Below are 20,817 nucleotides of genomic sequence, written 5' to 3'. Positions count from 1 at the left end.
TCCGAGGAGAGCGCGATGCTGTTGAGCGAAGAGCAGGAGATGATCCGCGGCCTGGCCCGCGAGTTCGCGCGCCAGGAGATCGTGCCGCACGCCGCGCACTGGGCGCGCGAGCACCGGTTTCCGGCCGATGCGCTGCAGCAGATGGGTGGCCTGGGCCTGCTGGGCATGCTGGTGCCGGCCGAATGGGACGGCGCCGGGGTCGACCACGTCTCGTACGCGCTCGCGATCGAGGAGATCGCGGCCGGGGACGGCGCGATCAGCACCATCATGAGCGTGCACAATTCGGTCGGCTGCATGCCCGTGCTCAAGTACGGCAGCGACGCGCAGAAGCAGCGCTTCCTGCGCCCGATGGCACGCGGCGAGATGCTGGCCGCTTTCTGCCTGACCGAGCCGCAGGCCGGGTCGGACGCATCCGCGCTGCGCTGCCGCGCCAGGCGCGTCGATGGCGGCTGGCGCCTGGACGGCACCAAGCAGTTCATCACCTCCGGCCGCCATGCCGGCGTGGCGATCGTGTTCGCGGTCACCGATCCGGCGGCCGGCAAGAAGGGCATCAGCGCCTTCATCGTGCCCACCGACAGCCCCGGCTACGCGGTGGCGCGGATCGAGGACAAGATGGGCCAGTCGGCCTCCGACACCGCCCAGATCCAGCTCGATGATTGTTTCGTCGCCGACGACCAGCTGCTGGGCGAGCCCGGGCAGGGCTATCGCATCGCGCTGTCCAACCTCGAGGGTGGCCGCATCGGCATTGCTGCGCAGTCGGTGGGCATGGCGCGCGCCGCGCTGGCCGCCGCGCATGCGTTCGCGCGCGAGCGCCAGAGCTTCGGCAAGCCGATCATCGAGCACCAGGCCATCGCCTTCCGCCTGGCCAACATGGCCACGCGCATCGAGGTCGCGCGGCAGATGGTGCTGCACGCGGCGGCGCTGCGCGATGCGGGCAGGCCCTGCCTGCGCGAGGCCTCGATGGCCAAGCTGTTCTCCTCGGAAATGGCCGAGAAGGTGTGTTCGGACGCGCTGCAGGTGCACGGCGGCTATGGCTACGTCACCGAGTTCCCGGTCGAGCGCATCTATCGCGACGTGCGCGTGTGCCAGATCTACGAGGGGACCAGCGACGTGCAGCGCATGGTGATCGCGCGCCAGCTTGAGGAGCTGGTGGCGTGACGTCGATGCAGGCGCGATCGCGCGCCTCCACCCGCCCAGACAAGGTGATCCATGGCTGACCCGGCATTCCTCTCCACCCTGCGCGAGCCCTCGCTGTTGCGCGAGGCGAACTACATCGACGGCCGCTGGGAAGCGGTCGACGGCGCGGCCATCGAGGTGTCCAACCCGGCCACTGGCGCCGTCCTGGGCCGGGTGCCGTCATTGGGGCGGGAGGACGCCGCGCGCGCGATCGATGCGGCGCGGCGCGCGCTGCCGGCCTGGCGCGCGCAGACCGCGAAGCAGCGTGCCGCCGTCCTGCGCCGGCTGTACGAGCTGATGCAGGCGCACCAGGAGGACCTGGCGCGGATCATGACCGCCGAGCAGGGCAAGCCGCTGGCCGAGGCACGCGGCGAAATCGCCTACGCGGCCAGCTTCATCGAATGGTTCGCCGAGGAAGGCAAGCGCGTCTACGGCGAAACCATCCCGGCGCCGCTGCCGGGCCGCCGGCTGATCGTGCTGCGCGAGCCGGTCGGCGTGTTCGCCGCGGTCACCCCGTGGAACTTCCCCGCCGCGATGATCACCCGCAAGGCCGGCGCGGGCTGGGCCGCGGGCTGCACCGGCGTGATCCGCCCCGCCAGCCAGACGCCGTTCTCCGCGCTCGCGCTGGCCGCGCTGGCCGAGGAAGCGGGCCTGCCGCCGGGCGTGTGCAACGTGATCACCGGTCCGGGGAGCGCGATCGGCGCGGAGATGACCTCCAGTCCGGTCGTGCGCAAGCTCTCGTTCACCGGCAGCACCGAGGTCGGTGCGCAGCTGCTGGCGCAGTGCGCGCCGGACATCAAGAAGACCAGCATGGAGCTGGGCGGGAACGCGCCCTTCATCGTGTTCGAGGACGCCGACCTCGACGCCGCGGTGCAGGGCGCGGTGGCCTCCAAGTTCCGCAATGCGGGACAGACCTGCGTGTGCACCAACCGTTTCCTGGTGCATGAGCGCGTCTACGACGCCTTCGCCGAGCGGCTGGTGGCAGCAGTGTCGGCGCTGGTGGTCGGCGATGGCACGCAGGCGGGGGTGACGATCGGGCCGCTGATCGACGGCAATGCCGTGGCCAAGACGCGCGAGCACATCGAGGACGCCGTCGCGCGCGGCGCGCGCGTGCTTGCCGGTGGCGACGCGCACGCGCTGGGCGGGAATTTCTTCCAGCCGACGGTGCTGGGCGAGGTGCCGCGCGAAGCGAAGATCTTCGCCGAGGAGACCTTCGGCCCGGTGGCGCCGCTGTTCCGTTTCCGCGACGAGGGCGAGGCGATCGCGCTGGCCAACGACACGCCCTTCGGCCTGGCCTCGTACTTCTACAGCCGCGACATCGGCCGCGTGATGCGGGTGGCCGACCGCCTGGAGTACGGCATCGTCGGCATCAACGAGGGGCTGATCTCGACCGAGGTGGCGCCGTTCGGCGGCATCAAGGCCTCGGGGCTGGGGCGTGAAGGTTCCCGTCACGGCATCGACGACTACCTCGAACTCAAGTACCTGTGCATGGGCGGCCTCGATGGCTGACTTGGCCTAAAATGCGGCACAACGTCCCCACCCGACGGCACGGACCCGGATCGACATGACGCCTCAGGAATTGCTGGAACAGTACGGCCCGCGCGAGTCGATGGAATACGACGTGGTGGTCGTGGGCGCCGGTCCTGCCGGCCTGGCCACTGCCATCCGCCTCAAGCAGCTGGCCGCCGACGCCGGGCGCGAGGTGTCGGTCTGCGTGCTCGAGAAGGGATCCGAACCAGGTGCCCACATCCTCTCGGGCGCGATCATGGATCCGCGCGCGCTGGCCGAGCTGTTCCCCGACTGGGAGGCGCGCGGCGCGCCGCTGAAGCAGGCGGTCTCGCGCGACGAGTTCCTGTTCCTGGACGAGGACAAGGCCAAGGCCACACCGGCCTTCTTCCTGCCCGACTGCTTCAACAACCACGGCAACTACATCGTCTCGCTCGGCGCGGTGACGCGCTGGCTCGGCGCGCAGGCCGAAGCGCTGGGCGTGGAGATCTTCCCTGGCTTCGCCGCCGATGAAGTGTTGTACGACGCGGCCGGCGCGGTGCGCGGCGTAGCCACCGGCAACATGGGCCTGGGCAAGGACGGCCAGCCCACGGCCGAGTTCCAGCTCGGCATGGAGCTGCACGCGAAGTACACGATCTTCGCCGAAGGCTCACGCGGCCACCTCGGCCGCCAGCTGATTGCGAAGTTCAAGCTCGACGAGGGCCGCGACCCGCAGAGCTACGGCATCGGCATCAAGGAGCTGTGGCAGGCCGATCCGGGCAAGCACCAGCCGGGGCTGGTAGTGCACACGGCCGGCTGGCCGCTGGACGGCGACACCTACGGCGGCTCGTTCCTGTACCACGCGGAAGACGGAAAGATCGCGGTCGGCTTCGTGGTCGGGCTGGACTATGCCAACCCGTACCTGAGCCCGTTCGAGGAGTTCCAGCGCTGGAAGACCCATCCGGCGATCCGCAAGCACCTGGAAGGCGGCAAGCGCATCGGCTACGGCGCGCGCGCGATCACCGCCGGCGGCCTGCTGTCGCTGCCCAAACTCGTGTTCCCGGGCGGCGCGATGGTCGGCTGCGAGGCGGGCTTCCTCAACGCCAGCCGGATCAAGGGCAGCCACGCCGCGATCAAGACCGGCATGCTCGCCGCCGAGGCCGCGTTCGCGGCGATCGGCGAGGGCCGCGCGCAGGACGAGCTAACCGCCTATCCGCAGGCCTTCGAGGCCAGCTGGCTCTACGGCGAGCTGCGCCAGTCGAAGAACTTCAAGCAGTGGTTCAAGAAGGGGCGCACGCTGGCCACGCTGATGACCGGCATCGAGCAGTGGCTGCTGCCGAAGCTCGGCATCCGCAATCCACCCTGGACGATCCATCGGAACAAGCCCGACCACGCCTGCCTGGAGCCGGCCGCGCAGCATGCGCGCATCCCGTATCCGAAACCCGATGGCGTGCTGAGCTTCGACCGGCTGAGCTCGGTGTTCCTGTCGAGCACGATCCACGACGAGAACCAGCCCAGCCACCTGACGCTGAAGGACGCCTCGATCCCGGTCGAGGTGAACCTGAAGGAATATGCCGGGCCGGAGGCGCGCTACTGCCCGGCCGCGGTGTACGAGTTCGTGGGCGAAGGCGACGCGGCGCGCCTGCAGATCAACTTCGCCAACTGCGTGCACTGCAAGACCTGCGACATCAAGGACCCGACCCAGAACATCGTCTGGGTGGCGCCGCAGGGCGGCGGCGGGCCGAACTACGCCGGGATGTAGCGCGGCAGCCGCCTGCCTGCAGCCCCGTCGGAGGGAGAATGGAGACGGTCTCGGTACTGGAAGAACTGCTGGTCCAGCTGCGGCCGGAGCTCGACGCCGGCCGCTACGCGTTCGTGACGCTGCCGGCCGGATCCACGGTCGACCCGGCCTTGGTCGTGGCGTCGATCCGCGAACGCGAGGGGTTGTCGCTCATCGTTCCGGAACAACTGGCCCTGGCCCGGGGCTGGCCCGTCGCATTCACCGCCGCCTGGATCACCCTGACCGTCCACTCGGATCTGGCCGCCGTCGGCCTGACCGCTGCGGTTTCGCAGGCGCTCGCACGGGCCGGAATCAGCTGCAACATGGTGGCTGGTGTCCGCCACGATCATCTGTTCGTTCCAGTCGGGCAGGCGCAGACGGCAATGGAAACCCTGCAAGCGCTGTCGCGCACATCAGCCCGATCGCAGTGCCGGTAGCGCAGCGGAGGCGGGAACGGGTACGCGGCCGATGGTCGGGCGAGGAACGACCTGCCCGGAGGGCAGGCCGATGATCGGTCGCGGCGATGCGCGCCCTTGGCCCAGCGCGGAACGGTCGCGAGGCAGGGATCTGGTGGCGACGCGAGGCTGGCCAGCGGCGCGGCCACGGCGCCGGCCGCCATCCCCTTGAACAGATCCCTACGGCGCGCCGTCTCGCTTTACCGCATAGGGGCCGAAGGTGTTGCCGATGAATCCGCCGGCGGTCTCGACGCTGAGCAGACTGGCATCGAGCTGTCCGGCCAGCGGCTGCCAGGCCTCGGGCGCCAGCGCGTAGTCGACGTCCAGGCGCGGGCCGTCCAGGCGCATGCGCAGCGAGAGCTGCGCGGGCAGCGACGCGAGCGCGATGCGCACCAGCTCGCGCCCGTGCGGTGGATCATCCTCGCCTGCGCGCCGCAGCAGTACCAGCGATGCCTCGTCGCCGTGGCGCTCGATCGCGGCCACGTAGTGATGGCGCTCGTTCTGCAGCAGCGCCAGTCCGGCCAGCTCGCCCGCATCGAGCGCGCTCGCATCGAGGGTGGCGGCGAAGCTGGCGCGATGGTGCTGCAGGCGATGGCCGACGAAAGCGGGCTGGCCATCACCGACACCGTGTCCGCCCAGCGGCGTGGCCGAAGGCGTGATCCGCAGACCATCGGTGCCGGTGGAGAACCATGGGGATGCCGGCGGATCGAGCAGCACCCACGCATGCGGCAACACGTCGGTGCGGAAGCTCTCGGTCCAGACCATCGGCCCGCTGGTCGGCAGCGGCTGTTCGCCGCGCGGCAGCACGGGTCGTTCGACCACCATCGGCACGCGCTCGCCGCGCCGCAGGATCACCGGCCAATTGTCGCGCCACTCTACCGGCAGCAGGAAGGTCTCGCGGCCGAGGTTGTACTGGTTGCCTCGGTAGGGGCGCGTGGCCAGGAACACCGCCCACCAGCTGCCGTCGGCCAGTTCGACGAACTGCGCATGGCCGGTGGAGGTGACCGGGCCTGCGCGCGCCGGATCGAGGTCGCGCTGGGTCAGGGTCGGGTTGCCGTCCCACGCCTCATAGGGGCCGGTGACGCTGCGGCTGCGCCAGATCATCTGCGCGTGCTGCTCGCCGGTGCCGCCCTCGGCCGCGGTGAGGTAGTACCAGTCGCCGCGGCGGAACACATGCGGGCCTTCGACATGCTCGGGATTGCTGGCCGGATCTACGCCGGCATCCACCAGCTGGATGCGTGGGCCGGTCAGCGTGAGCGTGGCGGCATCGAACTGCTGGATCCAGATCGCGCGGTGCCCGTCGTAACGCATCGGCCCTTCGGGCACGTCGTTGTTGACCAGCCAGGCGCGGCCGTCGCGGTCGAAGAACAGCGAGGGATCGATGCCATCGATGTCGAGCCAGGCGAGGTCCGACCACGGCCCGGCCGGATCGTCGGCGGTGACGACGTAGTTGCCCATGCCGCGGCCGGGGCAGTAGAAACAGGTGTTGGCGATGTAGAAGCGCCGCCCGTCGTGGCTGAGCGTGGCCGCGAACAGGCCGCGCGTGAGCTCCTCGCCATCGCCGTACGGCATCTGCTGCGGGCGGTCGATCGCGTTGCCGATCTGCCGCCACGACACCAGGTCGGTGCTGTGGAACAGCGGCAGGCCGGGGTAGTAGCCGAAGCTCGAGGCGACGAGGTAGAAGTCGTCGCCGACGCGGATCGCGGACGGATCGGGGTAAAAGCCTGCCACGACGGGATTGCGGAACTGCGTCGCCGTCGGCGCAGGCCCGCCATCGTCGCCGCGATAGTCGACCGCGATGAAGCGGGCCTCGCCCGCGCAGGCGCCCGCGCCGAGCAGGCCGGCCAGCAGCAAGGTCCATCGATGCCTTGGGTGCGCGCGCATCGCGTATTCCTCGGGCGGGTTGTGAATCAGGCTGCGGCCGCCATGCGCCGGTTCCACAGCGCGTGCAGTCCATGCGCGGCCAGGTCTTCGGGATGGCGCTGGACGCCGATTCCGAACGCGACCAGCGCCCGGGCATAGGCGTTGAGCAGGCGCTCGCTGCCGACCAGATGGACCAGGGCCGGCCGGGCACCGTTCCCGGCCAGGCCGCCGTGCAGTTCATGGCCGATCAGCAGCCCCGACAGGTAGGAGGGCAGGGCCTCGCCACGGAACTGCCCCGACAGGCCGGTGGTGCGCACGCCGAACATGTGGTGGGTCAGGCCGCCGGGGTCGCCGCTGCGGCGCAGCCCGGCATCGAAGGCGTCGGCATCGAAGCGGCTGTCGTCCGCGTCCATCAGTGCGCCGAGGATGCTGTGGCCGCGCAGCACCGAATACAGCTCGCCGGTCATGAAGGTGCGGATGCGCTGCACGCGTCGCTCGCGCACGCTCACCCATTTGCTGTGCGTGCCGGGCAGGCAGACGTGGTGCGCGCCGCCCGGCAGCGTGTCGAGCAGGGCGGCGAGCTGGGTTTCCTCGCCGCGCATCACGTCGGGCACCGCGTCGGCGCCGGCATCGCGCAGGCCCGGCACGAACCACAGTTCGCGCCCGGAGAAATCGGCCGGCCGCACGCGCTGCATGCCCGCGGCCAGCTCGTCGTTGCCGGCGGGACAGTCGAGGTAGGGCATCTCGTGCCAGCCGCCGCGCGCGCCGACCATGCCGCACAGCAACACCGGGCCATCGTCCCAGCCGTCGAGCTCGTGCCGGAGCACCTCCCCGAAGCGGCCGCGACTGGCGAGCGTGCCCTGGCCGCTGCGCAGGCGCTTGTGCAGCGTCCCGTCCGGCCCGAACCGGTACATGCGCAGGTGGGTGCTGCCCCAGTCGACCGCGATCATGTGCCGCGGAACCGCGCTTCCTGCAGGCCCAGCGACACGCCGAGCGCCAGCGCGAACACACCGCCGGCCGTGGGCGCCGCCGCCAGCGCATCGGCATCCATGTCCTCGCGCGCGCTGGTCACGTACAGCGTGTCTAGGCCCTCGCCGCCGATGGCGCAACAGGACGGCATGCCAGCGGGGATGGCGACGACGCGGTCGATGCGGCCATCGGGCGCATAGCGCACCGCGCGGCCACCGCCCCACTGCGCGTTCCACAGGTGGCCCTGCGCATCGACGGTGGAACCATCGGGTGCGCCGCCGCCTTCGACCTGCGCGAACAGCGTCGGCGTGGACACGGTGGCCGCATCCGGATCGTAGTCGCAGCGCAGGATCCGCGGGTCGACCGAATCGCAGAAGTACAACGTGCCGCCATCGGGCGAGAAGCAGATCGAATTGGGGATCGCCGCCGCCGGCAAGGGCAGTGGCCGCAGCCCGTGCGCGGCGGAGAACTGGTAGAAACGCCCCAGCGGCGGGTCGGCCCCGGTTTCGTCCTTGGTGCCGAACACGAAGTTGCCGTGGCGATCGCAGCGGCCGTCGTTGCTGCGCGTGGAAGCGCCGAGTTCAGGCTCCAGTTCGCACAGCGTGTCGAGCGCCAGTGGCGCACCGGGCACCGGCGCGGCCGCGATCCGGATCGACTTGGCCAGCGCCAGCAGCAGGCGCCCGTCCTCGCACAGCGCCAGGCAGCCGAGCGGCTCGGGCAGGTCCCAGCGATGGGTCTGGCCGCTGGCCGGCGCGTGCATCCACAGCCGCGAAGAAAGGATGTCGGTCCAGTACAGGCGCTGCGTGCGCGCGTCCCAGACGATGCCTTCGCCCAGCTGGCAGCGGCTGTCGACGGCCAGGGTCGCGGTGGTGTCGGCTCTCGGAGACATCATGACGTCACCACTCGGCCATGCTGCCGTCGGCATGGCGCCAGACGGGATTGCGCCACTGCGGCGGCTCGCGGCTCACGCGCGCCAGCAGTTCCTCGTCGATCTCCACGCCCAGGCCGGGGCCGGGCAGCGCGGCGATGCAGCCGTCGGCGTCGCAGCGGAAATCGTCCTTGTTGAGCACGTAGTCGAGCAGATCCGCCCCCTGGTTGTAGTGGATGCCGATGCTTTGCTCCTGCAGCATCGCATTCCAGCTCACGAAGTCCACCTGCAGGCAGGCCGCCAGCGCCACCGGCCCGAGCGGGCAGTGCGGCGCCAGGCCGACATCATGGGCCTCGGCCATGGCCGCGATCTTGATGCATTCGGTGATGCCGCCGGCATGCGAGAGGTCCGGCTGCAGCAGCGCCAGGCCACCGGCCGCCAGCACCGGCTTGAACTCGGCGCGCGAGTACATGCGCTCGCCCGCGGCCAGCGGGATCGAGGTCGCGTCCGACAGCGGCCGGTAGTACTCCCACTGCTCGGGCAGCACCGGCTCTTCGACGAACAGCGGCTTGAACGGCGCCAGCTCGCGCAGCAGCACCCGCGCCATCGGGGTGCTCACCCGCCCATGGAAGTCGATGCCGAAATCCACCGTATCGCCCACCGCCTCGCGCACCGCGGCGACCTTGGCCACCGCCGCGTCGATCGCACGCGGGCTGTCGATCAGCTTGAGCTCCTCGGTGCCGTTGAACTTGAAGGTGTCGAAGCCGAGCGCGCGATGCGCCTGCATCTGCGCGACGATATCGGCCGGCCGGTCGCCGCCGACCCAGCGGTAGGTTTTCATCCGTTCGCGCACCAGGCCGCCGAGCAGTTGGTACACCGGCACGCCCAGGGCCTTGCCCTTGATGTCCCACAGCGCCTGGTCGATGCCGGCGATCGCGCTCATCAGGATCGCGCCGCCGCGGTAGAAGCCGCCGCGATACATCAGCTGCCACAGGTCGTTGATGTGCGCGGGGTCGCGGCCAACCAGCAGCTCGCCCAGTTCGTGCACGGCCGCCTCCACGGTGGCCGCGCGGCCCTCGATCACCGGCTCGCCCCAGCCGCTGATGCCCTCGTCGGTCTCGATCTTCAGGAACAGCCAGCGCGGCGGCGCGTGCCAGGTGCTCAGGCGGGTGATCTTCATGCCGCGTGCTCCCGCCAGGCATCGAGGAAGGCGCGCGCGTTCGCCAGGGTCTGCGCCGGGGCCTGGCCCGGGCGATACAGCTCGCCGCCGATCGCCGCGCCGTTGCAGCCGGCCGACAGGTACTCGCCGAGGTTGCCGGGGGTGATGCCGCCCACCGCCAGCAGCGGCACCGGCGGCAGCACGCTGCGCAGGGCGCGCACCAGCGGCGGTCCGTACACCGAGGCAGGGAACAGCTTGAGGATGTGGGCGCCGGCCTCGAGCGCGTCGAAGGCCTCGCTGGCCGTGGCGCAGCCGGCGGCGATGGTGAACCCCCGTTCGCGCGCCTGCCGGATCAGCGCCGGACGCACGTTGGGCGTCACCACCAGTCGGCCGCCCGCGGCCTGCAGGGCATCCAGATGCGCCGGCTCCAGCACGGTTCCGGCGCCCACCTCGGCGCGCTCGCCGCAGGCGGCGACCGCAATGGCCACGCTGTGCGCCCACCCGGGGGAGTTGGTCGGGATCTCGATCGCGCCGAATCCTGCCTCCAGCAGCGCGTCGATGTGCGCGGCCACGTCGGCCGGGGTGACGCCGCGCAGGATCGCGACCAGCGGCGGGTGGAAGGGCGGGTGCGGGTCGTCCATGGCGACGGGGCGGGGCTCCGGTGGCGGGATCCGGCGGCAGGCGCGCGGCTGCCGCCCGCGCCGACAGTCTCGGCGGGCATAGGCTCGCGTGGCGGGGTATGTACGACAAATGAAATATTCGGCGTACGCTATTCCCCCGTCGAATAGCATCCAGGGAGATCGGGGCATGGCGCAGGCTGCACCGGGCTGGTCGGGCGTGACGCGCCTGAAGACGCGCCATCTGGCGCTGCTGCTGCACCTCCACGACCAAGGCTCGGTGCTGCGCGCCGCAGAGGCCGCCAACATGACCCAGCCGGCCGCCTCCAAACTCCTGGCCGAAATGGAATCCCTGCTCGGCGTGCCGCTGTTCGAACGCCATGCCCGCGGCGTGGAGCCGACCGCGTTCGGTCTGGCGATGGTGCGGCGCGCGCGCTCGGCGCTGGCCGAGATCGAGCGCGGCGGCGAGGAGATCGCCGCGCTGCGCGAGGGGCGCCTGGGCAAGGTCGCGATCGGCACGGTGGTCAACCCGGGCACCACCCTCGTGCCGCAGGCGGTGGCCGCGATGAAGCGCGACTACCCCGGCATCCTGGTCGAAGTGGAGATGGACTACAGCCGGCCGCTGGTGGCGCGCCTGCTGGACGGCCAGCTGGACATCGTGATCGGCCGCATCATGGTGCCCGAGGGTGCGGCCGAACTGGAGTTCGAACCGCTGGCCGACGAGCCGCACGCGGTGATCGTGCGCGCCGGACATCCCCTGGCCGCGCGCGAGACGCTGGACATCGCCGATCTGCACGACCAGGGCTGGATCATGCCGCCCGCCGCCAGCGTGCTGCGCGCGCGCCTTGACGCGGTGTTCCACCAGCACGGCCTGCGCTCGCCGCAGAACCTGGTCGAGACCGCCTCGCTGCCGGTGATCATCCACCTGCTGCGCCACAGCGACCTGCTGGCCGCGCTGCCGCCCGAGTGCGTCGCACCCTACCTGCAGACCGCGCAGATGCGGGTGCTGCCGATCGAACTCGACGTACGCATGGAGTACTTCGGCATCATCCGGCGCCGCGACAAGGCGCCCGCGCCCGGCGTGGTCCACATGCTCGACACGCTGCGCGCCACCGCGCGGCGCATCTATCCGCCGCTGGCCTGACGGCAGCGGGCGCCGACGCGGCGATCCGCACTTCCCTCGTCCTGGCCCGGGCCGGTGCCCTGGCGGCAGGCCGGCCTGCGCGGCCCGGGGCGTCTGCAGGTATTCCTGATCCACCTAGCTCAAGCCTAAAAATTCATTGGTAGCGCATGGCTGGGCGTTCCATGCTCCCAGCGCGCCGGTTGTCCTCCGTTGTCAGCAAGGGGGCGGCCGTCGCGCAAGCACGGCCACAGCGCCGTGAACAAGAAAAATCCGGATCCGCTTGTCATGTGCCCTTGGGAGGGGAACACCATGTCAACGCTCGACCACCGCCGCCGCGCATGCCGGCCCGCGGGACGCCACGCCATCCGTACCCTCCGTCGCAGCGCCATGGCGCTGGCCGTCGCCGCCCTGGTCTCCACGCCGCTGCACGCGCAGCAGGCCGATCCCCCCGCCGGGCCGCAGGACGAAGCCACGACCCTCGACGCGGTGGTGGTGTCCGGCATCCGCGGCTCGGTCTACCGCGCCCAGGACATCAAGCGTGAGGCCGACACCTTCGTCGATTCGGTCACCGCACTCGACATCGGCGCGCTGCCCGACCGCAGCGTCACCGAAACCCTCTCGCGCATCCCGGGCGTCACCATCGACCGATTCCTCTCCGTCGGCGATCCGGAGCACTTCTCCGCCGAGGGCGGTGGCGTCCAGGTGCGCGGCCTGACCCAGGTACGTTCCGAGCTCAACGGTCGCGACAGCTTCTCCGCCTCCGGCGGCCGCGCGCTGAGCTTCCAGGACGTGCCGTCCGAACTGATGGCCGGCGTGGACGTGTACAAGAACCAGACCGCCGAAATGATCGAGGGCGGCCTCGGCGGCACCGTCGACCTGCGCACCTTCATGCCGCTGGATTTCGACGAGGACAAGCTGAGCGCGTCGTTCAGCGCCAACCGCGGCGACTTCGCCGACCAGGTCAAGCCTTCGGGGTCGCTGCTCTACAGCAACCGCTGGGACACCGGCGCCGGCGATTTCGGCATCCTGGTCAACCTGGCGCATTCGGAGCTGGCGACCCGCACCGACGGCATGTTCGTGCGCCCGTTCTTCAACAACGCCAATACCGACCTCGACGGCGACGGCACCAATGAGCAGCTGTGGCTGCCGCGCGGTGCCGACTGGCGCACCCTGGATTACGAACGCGAGCGCCAGGGCGCCTACGTGGCCCTGCAGTGGCAGCCCAACGACCGGGTCGAGCTGTTCGCCACCGCGTTCCAGAGCAAGTACGACGAACTCTGGCACGAGGACGCGATCTTCCTCGACAACGATCCGCTGCAGGTGCGGCTCGATCCCAGCGAACCCTACGAGTTCGACGGCAACGTCTTCGTGTCCGGCCGGTTGCGCTCGGACGGCAACATCCCGATGGGTGCGGACATCCGCGCCTCGCACCGCCAGTCCAAGACGCAGGACTTCTCCACCGGCCTGAACTGGGTGATCGGCGACCGCACCGAATTCTCGACCGAGCTGCAGTACATCAAGGCCGACACGCGCGCGCTCGACTCCACCGTCACCCTGGGGCTCAACGTGCCCTACATCGACGTGGACGTCGGGGGCGGCCGCCCGGTCATCGGCATCGACGAGTCGTTCTCCGGCAACCTCGACAACTACTACTGGGCGTTCACCATGGACCACCAGGACGACAACGAGGCCGAGGAGATCGCCTGGCGCGCCGACATCAAGCACGGGTTCGACAGCAATGTCTTCGATTCGGTCCGGTTCGGCGTGCGCGTGACCGACCGCGATGCGCACAGCATCGACACCGGCTACAACTGGCAGGCGGTGATCCAGCCGTGGATGCAGGACTGGAAGCTGCCCGCCGGGCCGCTGCCGGGCGTGAACCTCAACGACCAGGTGAACTCGAGCCTGGTCAACCTGACCACGTTCGAGAACTTCTATCGCGGCGACGCCAACACGCCGGGCGCGTTCTACGCCCCGATCCTGGCCACCGCGCTCGGTTTCCCCGGCAGCTACCGCGCCATCCACGACGCCGCCGTGCCGTACTACCTGTGCTGCTCGGACTACACGCCGCGCAACATCGCCGACCCGCAATGGGGCAACGAGCAGCGCGAGAAGACCTATGCCGGCTACGCGATGCTCAACTTCGCGATGGACGAGCTGATGCTGGACGGCAACTTCGGCGTGCGCGTCATCCGCACGGAAAACAGCGCCAGCGGTTACCTGGTCTATCCGAACGTCGCCTATGCGCCGTATCTGGGCGCCGGCGAGGCCGAGCCGATCACCGCCGAGAACGCCTACACCGACGTGCTCCCGAGCGTGAACGTGAAGTGGGAGCCGCGCGAGAACCTGGTCCTGCGCTTCGCCGCCTCCAAGGCGATCGCGCGCCCCAACTTCAGCGACATGCAGGCCTACCAGCAACTCGGCGCCTCGACCCGGCCCGGCATCGACCCGCCCGACGACGGCGGCACGCTGCCGCCCGACCAGCTCGACCTCACCGGCAGCTCCTTCGACAATCCCTATCTGGAGCCGATGAAGGCCAACCAGTTCGACCTGTCGCTGGAGTGGTACTTCGCGCCCGACCGCGGCGGCATGGCCTGGGTCAACTTCTTCTACAAGGACGTCAAGGACTACTTCCGTCGCCAGACCGAACTGGTGGCCTATCCGGGCGCGGACGGCAACGCGTACGAATACCTGATCACCCGGCCGGTGAACGTGGGCACGGCGAAGATCCAGGGCGCCGAGCTCGGCTGGAACCAGTTCTTCGACTTCCTGCCGGCGCCGTTCGACGGCCTGGGCATGTCGGCCAACTACACCTACATCGACAGCAGCACCGACGTGCCCAACAACCTCGACACGCAGCCGCTGGATACCGACGGCTCGACCTTCGGCACCCTGCCTGCCGATGGCCTGTCGAAGAACGCCTACAACGCGGCGGTGTTCTACGAGAAGGGGCCGTGGCAGGTGCGCCTGGCCTACAACTGGCGCAGCGAATACCTGCTCTCGATCGGGCCCAACGGCTACAACGGCACCCACAACGACATCGCCTGGAAGCTGCCGGTGTACAGCGACAGCTTCGGTCAGCTCGACGGCTCGATCTTCTATCGCGTCTCCGACAACGTGCAGCTGGGCCTTGAGATGAACAACCTCAACAACGCCGAGCAGCGCACGATCATGGACCAGAACGGCGCCGGCCGGCGCGTGACGTCCTGGTATGTCAACGACCGGCGCTATGCGGCCACGTTGCGACTGACGTTCTGAAGTACCTGCGGCGCGGCCGGCCCTCCCGAGGCCGGTCGCGCCGTCGCCCGTCGCAGTGCATTCGGCCGCCGGCCTGGGCCGGGGCGCGACCGTTTCAACTGCAAGAACCGGTCCCTGTGCTGTGGGGCCTTGGCACGTTGACGCTGCCGAAAAGTTAACGCTAACATCGGCTGGCGACAGCAGATCGCCAGTTCAGAAGCGCGGCCGGACGGCCTGGGGTTCGATTGCTGCAGCGGCGCCGGCACGGTGCCCGCATTGGCAGCCGGGGAAGATGTCATCGCAGGTGGGCGTATCGGTCCGGAGTGACCGAGCGTGCCGCCGCGGCACCGTGCACCCACAAATCCAGTTGATCGACGCAAAGTTCCTCGGGAGGGAAATCCATGCGTATGTCCAGCCAGCACCGTCCGGCACGCCGGATGGCAGGTGCAGCCGTCCTGCGTCAGTTCCGCCGTAGCGCCCTCGCCCTCGGCGTGGCCACCCTGCTCACCGCACCCTTGCATGCCCAGGACCCCGCGCCTTCCTCCGCCAACGAGGCGGTCAACCTCGACGCAGTGGTGGTGAAGGGCGTCCGCGGCGCGGTCATGCGCGCCCAGGACATCAAGCAGGAGGCCTCCCAGATCGTCGACTCGGTGACCGCCGAAGACATCGGCGCGCTGCCCGACCGCAGCGTCACCGAGACCCTCAAGCGCATCAGCGGCCTGACCGTCACCGGCTTCGCCGCGCGCGACGATACCGACCACTTCTCGGCCGAAGGCAGCGGCGTGATGATCCGCGGCCTGACCTTCGTGCGTGGCGAGCTCAACGGTCGCGACGTGTTCACCGCCAACGGTGGCCGCGGCATCAGCTTCGAGGAAGTCTCGGCCGAGCTGATGGCGGGCGTGGACGTGTACAAGAACCCTTCGGCCGAGATCATCGAAGGCGGCCTGGGCGGCACCATCAACCTGCGCACCCGCATGCCCTTCGACGAGCCTGGCCGCAAGATCGCCGGCAGCGTCGACTACAACTACGGCGACAAGGCCAAGGACGCTCGCCCGTCGGCGTCGTTCCTGTTCAGCGACCGCTGGGACACCGGCGTGGGCGAGATGGGCTTCATGGCCAACGTCTCGTATTCGGAATTGGCGACCCAGTCCGACGGCATCCAGATCCAGCCTTACTCGCGCCGCGGCCGCACGCCGGCAGAGCAGCCCGAAGGCCTGCCGAACGGCGAAGGCTGGGTCTACGACTGGGAGCAGGAGGCCTGGGTGTCGTCCGACAGCCAGCGCGACCTGCTGCTGGAAGGCACCGATCGCGACCACGTGTTCGTGCCGGGCGGCGTCAACTGGCGTCGCACCGACTTCGACCGCAAGCGCCAGGGCGGCGCGTTTGCGTTCCAGTGGCGTCCCAGCGAAGACACCGAGATCTACACCCAGTTCATCACGTCCAAGTACGACATGACCTGGCGCGAGCACTTCATGGAGTACGCCGGCGCGGGCGAGGCCAACAACACCGACAACTGGACCGGCGACCCGGACTACTACGGCAACGCCTACGATGGCGGCGATGGCCTGGCCGATCGCACCAACCGCCTGATCCCGATGCCGGGCACCCGGTTCGAGTACGACGAGAACGGCCGCTTCCTGCGCGGCAGCATCCGCCTGGGCGGCTGGCGCGGGCAGCCGGGCGACGATTCCAACGGCATGTACCAGGGTCCGGGCATCCAGTTCGCCGTCGGCAACCGCTACAACGTGCAGTCCTCCAAGACCACCGACTGGTCGACCGGCTTCCGGCACTACTTCAGCGACAACTTCGTGATGCGCGGCGACTTCCAGTACGTGAAGGCCACGAGCGACCAGGTCGACTTCTCCGTCCATACCTCGACCCTGCTCGAGGGCATCACCCTGGACCTCACCGGCAAGTACCCGTCGGTGACGCTCGACAATCCGGACAGGGCGCTGCAGCAGGACAGCTACTTCTGGCGCTCGGCGATGGACCACCTGGCCGACAACGAAGGCCACGAGCGCGCAGGGCGCCTGGACTTCGAGTACAACTTCGACGACCACAGCTGGTTGCGCATGGCGCGCTTCGGCGCGCGCGTGGCCGATCGCGAATACACCAGCTTCTACACGACCTATAACTGGCAGCCGATCAGCGACGACTGGAACCGGATCACCAATCCCGATCCGACCCGTCCGCCGGTGGCGTGGCTCGACCAGTTCTACCCCACCGAGTCGGCGCTCTATACGCTGGAAGACTTCTTCGGTGGCGACGCCGCCGTCCCGACCCAGTTCTGGGCTGCGCGCGACGGCTTCGTGGACATCGGGCGCGTGCGCGACACGCTGGCGACGATTCCCGGCGCGCAGTGGAACCCGATCGAATACTCGCCCGATGCGATCAACCAGCAGCGCGAGCGCACCCAGGCCGCGTACGGCATGGTGTACTTCGGCAACGACGAGCTGCGCAATCCGGTCGATGGCAATGTCGGCGTGCGCGTGGTCAAGACCAGTGTCAAGGCGCTGGGTGGTGGCCTGCTGCCCGACATGACCGGATCGTATGTCGAGGACGTGGCCCAGGAAGTGCGCGACGCGTTCTACGGCCAGGCGTTCACCAGCCAGGTCAACACGTCCTACACCGATGTGCTGCCGAGCCTGAACGTGCGGGTGCGATTCGACCATGGCCTGCAGTGGCGCTTCGCCGCATCCAAGGCGATCGCCCGGCCCGAGTTCCGTCTGATGCAGAACTGGATCACGCTCGGCGCCAACGCGGCCGGGTGCGCCCAGGCGCGCGAGGATGGCCTGCGTACGGAACTGTGCAGTTTCGACGATCTCGCCTACAGCGGCAGCGGCGGCAACCCCGACCTCAAGCCGATGCGCGCCAACCAGTTCGATACCGCGCTGGAGTGGTACTTCGGTCCGGCCAACAGCGCGTACATCACGGTCTTCAAGAAGGACGTCAAGGACTACTTCGCGACCTCGCTGGGCACCGAGATCATCGACGGGCGGCTGTACCAGATGAACCGCACGCGCAACCTCGACGAAGGCAAGATCAAGGGCTTCGAACTGGGGTATTCGCAGTTCTTCGACTTCCTGCCCGGCCTGGGCGTGCAGGCGAACTACACCTTCGTGGACAGCTCTGGCGGCACCAACGTGGATATCGCGATCCCGACGGGTGCGCAGGTCGTCCCCGAGGTCGCCCTCGAGCTTCCGCTGGAAGGACTGTCGCGTCGCAGCTACAACGTGATCGGCATCTTCGAGCGGGGCCCGGTGTCCTTCCGCCTGGCGTACAACTGGCGTTCGCGTTACCTGCTCACCAGCAGCGATGTGATGCCGGCCATGCGCCAGCCGGTGTGGAACGACGACTACGGCCAGCTCGACGGCTCGTTCTTCTACAACCTGACCGACAACATCCAGCTGGGCCTGCAGGTCAACAACATCACCAACAGCACGACCAAGCTGCTGATGGGGCCGCGTGGCTACCGACGCGACGGTTTCGTCGACGACACGCTGTACAACCGCGCCTGGTTCGAGAACGACCGCCGCTACTCGGCAGTGTTGCGCGCGAGCTGGTAAGCCCCGCGATTCGCGCGCGGACAGCAGCGTGCGATACCTCCGATGCCCGGTGCAGGTCACCGGGCGTCGGCATTCTTCCGCGTCGCAGCATTCCCGCCCGCTATACGCGGGGCCGATTTCTTCATTGGTGCGGAATTGCTGCGCCACCTATGCTCGGTCCCGGACGGTAATACGGTCGATGCCGGGGGCGATGCGGGTGCGAGGAGGAACTGCGGGCAAGATGCGCCGGACCCTGGCGCGTGCATGGCTGTCGATCTGCCTGTGCTGGCTCGCGTTCGTGCTGCCGGTGCAGGCCCAGGATTATCGCTGGCGCAATGTCGTCATCGGTGGCGGCGGCTTCGTGAGCGGGCTGGTATTCCATCCTGCCGAGCAGGGACTGCTCTATGCGCGCACCGACATCGGCGGCGCATACCGCTGGGAGCCGGCGGAGCAACGGTGGACGCCGCTGCTGGACTGGATGGGCGAGGACGATCGCGGACGTTTCGGCGTCGAGAGCCTGGCGCTGGATCCGTCCGACCCCGACCGGCTCTACCTCGCCGTCGGCACCTATCTGCATGCGCGGGGCGCCAACGGCGCGATCCTGCGTTCGCGCGACCGCGGCAGGACGTTCGAGCGTGCCGAACTGCCTTTCAGGATGGGCGGCAACGAACAGGGGCGCGGCAACGGGGAGCGCCTGGCCGTGGATCCCCACGACAGCGACCTGCTGCTGCTCGGGACGCGCGCGCACGGGCTGTGGCGCAGCCGCGACGGCGGCATGCATTGGGCTGAAGTGGAGGCGTTTCCCGCGGCGGCGAAGGCCCGGGACGCATGGGCCAGGGGCTGGCGCGACGAGGTGCCGGTGGGCATCGCCTTCGTGGTCTTCGAGCCGCGCGCAGCCGGCGACGTCGCGTCCACCGTCTACGCCGGTGTGTCCACGCAAGCCATCAGCCTCTACCGGTCCCGCGATGGCGGCGCGAGCTGGGAGCCGGTGCCCGGGCAGCCGACCGGCCTGCGCCCGAGCCACATGGTGCGCGATGCACGCGGACGCTGGCTGCTGAGCTATGGCGATGAGCCGGGTCCGAACCACATGGCCGACGGCGCGGTGTACCGCTTCGATCCGGCCGACGGCAGCTGGACCGACATCACGCCGCTGCCGCGCACGCCAGGACGGGCGAGCGGCTTCGGATGGGGCGCGGTGGCCGTCGAGGCCGACGATCCGGACGTCATCATCGCGTCCACGTTCCGCCGCTACCAGCCCGGCGACGACCTCTATCGCAGCCTCGACGGTGGCCGCAGCTGGGCGCCGATGTTCGCGCGTTCGCGCTTCGATCATGCGCAGGCGCCGTGGACGCAGGACGCCAAGCCGCACTGGATGGCCGACATCGAGATCGATCCGCACGATCCGGAGCGGATCTGGTTCGTCACCGGCTACGGCGTCTGGGCATCGCGCAACGCGCGTGCGTTCGACGCCGGCGGGTTGGTCCGGTGGGAATTCCCGCAGGCCGGCTTCGAGGAGACAGTGCTGCTGGCGCTGCTCAGTCCTCCGCGTGGTCCGCACCTGGTCAGCGGCCTGGGCGACGTCGATGGCTTCGTGCACGACCGGCTGGATGCGGCGCAGCAGCGCTTCACCGGCGTGCGCTTCTCCAATACCGAGAGCCTGGCGATGGCGGCGCACTCGCCGCTGCACATGGTGCGCACCGGCTATTTCCACAACCGGCCGGCAGGCGCGATCCGCGGCGCCTGGTCGGAGGATGGCGGCAGGCACTGGACCGTATTCGCCAGCGAGCCGCCGGAAGGCGATGGCGCGGGGCGGATCGTGCTGTCGGCCGACGGCCGGCATGCGATCTGGCGGCCGCGCAACGCGCAGCACCACTGGCTGGGCGATCCGCATGGCAGGCGGTGGCGCCAGGTGCGGGGCCTCGGCCAGGGCGCGGTGGTCGAGGCCGACCCGCTGGCTCCCGACCGCTTCTACGCCTTCGACGCCACGGCTGGGCGCTTGCTCGTCAGCACCGACGGGGGTGCAACGTTCGCGGCGGCCTGGACGCTGCACGACCTTGCCGGAGCGGATGCCCGCGTGGAGCTGCGCCCGCTGGCGGAACGTCGTGGCGAAGGCTGGTTGGCGGCGGGCCCGCGCGGGCTGTGGCGCTGGTCGCTGGACGGCGCCGTGCGCATCGCGAAGGTGGAGGACGCGCGCTCGATCGGCCTGGGCGCTCCTGCGGATGCCGGCGGCGCGTCGGTGATGTTCCTGCACGGGCGCGTGGCCGGCAGCGTCGGACTGCACCGCTCCGACGACAGCGGCGCAAGCTGGCGCCGCATCGATCACGACGGAATGCGTTTTGGCGGCATCGTGCGCCACGTCACGGGCGACCCCCGCCTGCACGGCCGCGTGTACTTCGGCACGGAAGGGCGGGGCATCTGGTACGGAGATCCTCAGTGAAACAGCTGTCCGCTTCATGCATGCGCGGCAATGCGGCCACAACCGGCGCGGCGAAGTCCGTGCGCGCGGGCGACGGGACCCGGCCGGGTCTTGCTGTCGCCTA

13 protein-coding genes are annotated in these 20,817 nt (G+C 69.6%); 8 read left to right on the top strand and 5 right to left on the bottom strand.

What is annotated here, in order from left to right; translation table 11 throughout:
* Positions 1–15: 15 nt before the first annotated feature.
* From ACQYVW_RS15725 to ACQYVW_RS15710, 4 genes are read left to right on the top strand one after another with little or no spacing between them, the layout of a single operon-like run.
* Positions 16–1,158 carry an acyl-CoA dehydrogenase family protein gene (locus tag ACQYVW_RS15725; protein WP_434947623.1) on the top strand — a complete coding sequence of 381 codons (1,143 nt, stop codon included), beginning with the start codon at positions 16–18 and terminating at the stop codon, positions 1,156–1,158.
* A 51-nt stretch (positions 1,159–1,209) separates the two neighbouring features.
* A complete protein-coding gene (locus tag ACQYVW_RS15720; RefSeq protein ID WP_434947622.1) occupies positions 1,210–2,685 on the top strand; it encodes an NAD-dependent succinate-semialdehyde dehydrogenase in 1,476 nt (491 codons plus the stop codon).
* Positions 2,686–2,740: 55 nt separating this feature from the next.
* On the top strand, positions 2,741–4,423 hold the full coding sequence (locus ACQYVW_RS15715; protein WP_434932672.1) for an electron transfer flavoprotein-ubiquinone oxidoreductase: 1,683 nt from the start codon (positions 2,741–2,743) through the stop codon (positions 4,421–4,423).
* A gap of 38 nt (positions 4,424–4,461) precedes the next feature.
* Positions 4,462–4,878 (top strand): ACT domain-containing protein, encoded by a 417-nt coding sequence (locus tag ACQYVW_RS15710; RefSeq protein ID WP_434932671.1) that lies wholly within the window; start codon positions 4,462–4,464, stop codon positions 4,876–4,878.
* A 198-nt stretch (positions 4,879–5,076) separates the two neighbouring features.
* Here the strand turns inward: ACQYVW_RS15710 and ACQYVW_RS15705 are convergent, their stop codons facing one another.
* Genes ACQYVW_RS15705 through ACQYVW_RS15685 form a run of 5 tightly spaced genes read right to left on the bottom strand, consistent with a single transcriptional unit; the run spans position 5,077 to position 10,396 of the window.
* Positions 5,077–6,780, bottom strand: a complete 1,704-nt coding sequence (locus tag ACQYVW_RS15705) for a glycoside hydrolase family 43 protein (protein ID WP_434947621.1) — start codon at positions 6,778–6,780, stop codon at positions 5,077–5,079.
* A 26-nt stretch (positions 6,781–6,806) separates the two neighbouring features.
* Positions 6,807–7,709, bottom strand: coding sequence for a 2-dehydro-3-deoxygalactonokinase (locus ACQYVW_RS15700; protein ID WP_434932669.1), 903 nt, complete (start codon positions 7,707–7,709; stop codon positions 6,807–6,809).
* Positions 7,706–8,617, bottom strand: a complete 912-nt coding sequence (locus tag ACQYVW_RS15695) for an SMP-30/gluconolactonase/LRE family protein (RefSeq protein WP_434947719.1) — start codon at positions 8,615–8,617, stop codon at positions 7,706–7,708. The genes ACQYVW_RS15700 and ACQYVW_RS15695 overlap by 4 nt, the downstream gene beginning before the upstream one ends.
* Before the next feature lie 7 nt (positions 8,618–8,624).
* A complete protein-coding gene (gene dgoD, locus ACQYVW_RS15690) occupies positions 8,625–9,776 on the bottom strand; it encodes a galactonate dehydratase (RefSeq protein ID WP_434932668.1) in 1,152 nt (383 codons plus the stop codon).
* Complete coding sequence (locus ACQYVW_RS15685; RefSeq protein ID WP_434947620.1) at positions 9,773–10,396, bottom strand: 2-dehydro-3-deoxy-6-phosphogalactonate aldolase; 624 nt, start codon at positions 10,394–10,396, stop codon at positions 9,773–9,775. The genes dgoD and ACQYVW_RS15685 overlap by 4 nt, the downstream gene beginning before the upstream one ends.
* 166 nt (positions 10,397–10,562) lie before the next feature.
* Here ACQYVW_RS15685 and ACQYVW_RS15680 point away from each other — a divergent pair, with 166 nt between their 5' ends.
* From ACQYVW_RS15680 to ACQYVW_RS15665, 4 genes are all read left to right on the top strand, one after another.
* Complete coding sequence (locus ACQYVW_RS15680) at positions 10,563–11,516, top strand: LysR substrate-binding domain-containing protein (RefSeq protein WP_434932666.1); 954 nt, start codon at positions 10,563–10,565, stop codon at positions 11,514–11,516.
* A 366-nt stretch (positions 11,517–11,882) separates the two neighbouring features.
* Entirely contained in the window at positions 11,883–14,753 is a 2,871-nt protein-coding gene (locus tag ACQYVW_RS15675) for a TonB-dependent receptor (protein WP_434947718.1), read from the top strand.
* A gap of 380 nt (positions 14,754–15,133) precedes the next feature.
* A complete protein-coding gene (locus ACQYVW_RS15670; protein ID WP_434947619.1) occupies positions 15,134–18,298 on the top strand; it encodes a TonB-dependent receptor in 3,165 nt (1,054 codons plus the stop codon).
* 220 nt (positions 18,299–18,518) lie between these two features.
* Positions 18,519–20,714 carry a WD40/YVTN/BNR-like repeat-containing protein gene (locus tag ACQYVW_RS15665; RefSeq protein WP_434947618.1) on the top strand — a complete coding sequence of 732 codons (2,196 nt, stop codon included), beginning with the start codon at positions 18,519–18,521 and terminating at the stop codon, positions 20,712–20,714.
* Positions 20,715–20,817 lie beyond the last annotated feature (103 nt).

Origin of the sequence: Luteimonas campi (genome assembly GCF_051162505.1) — a bacterium.
Taxonomy (GTDB): Bacteria; Pseudomonadota; Gammaproteobacteria; order Xanthomonadales; family Xanthomonadaceae; genus Luteimonas.
This window is presented reverse-complemented; position numbering and strand designations above follow the sequence as displayed.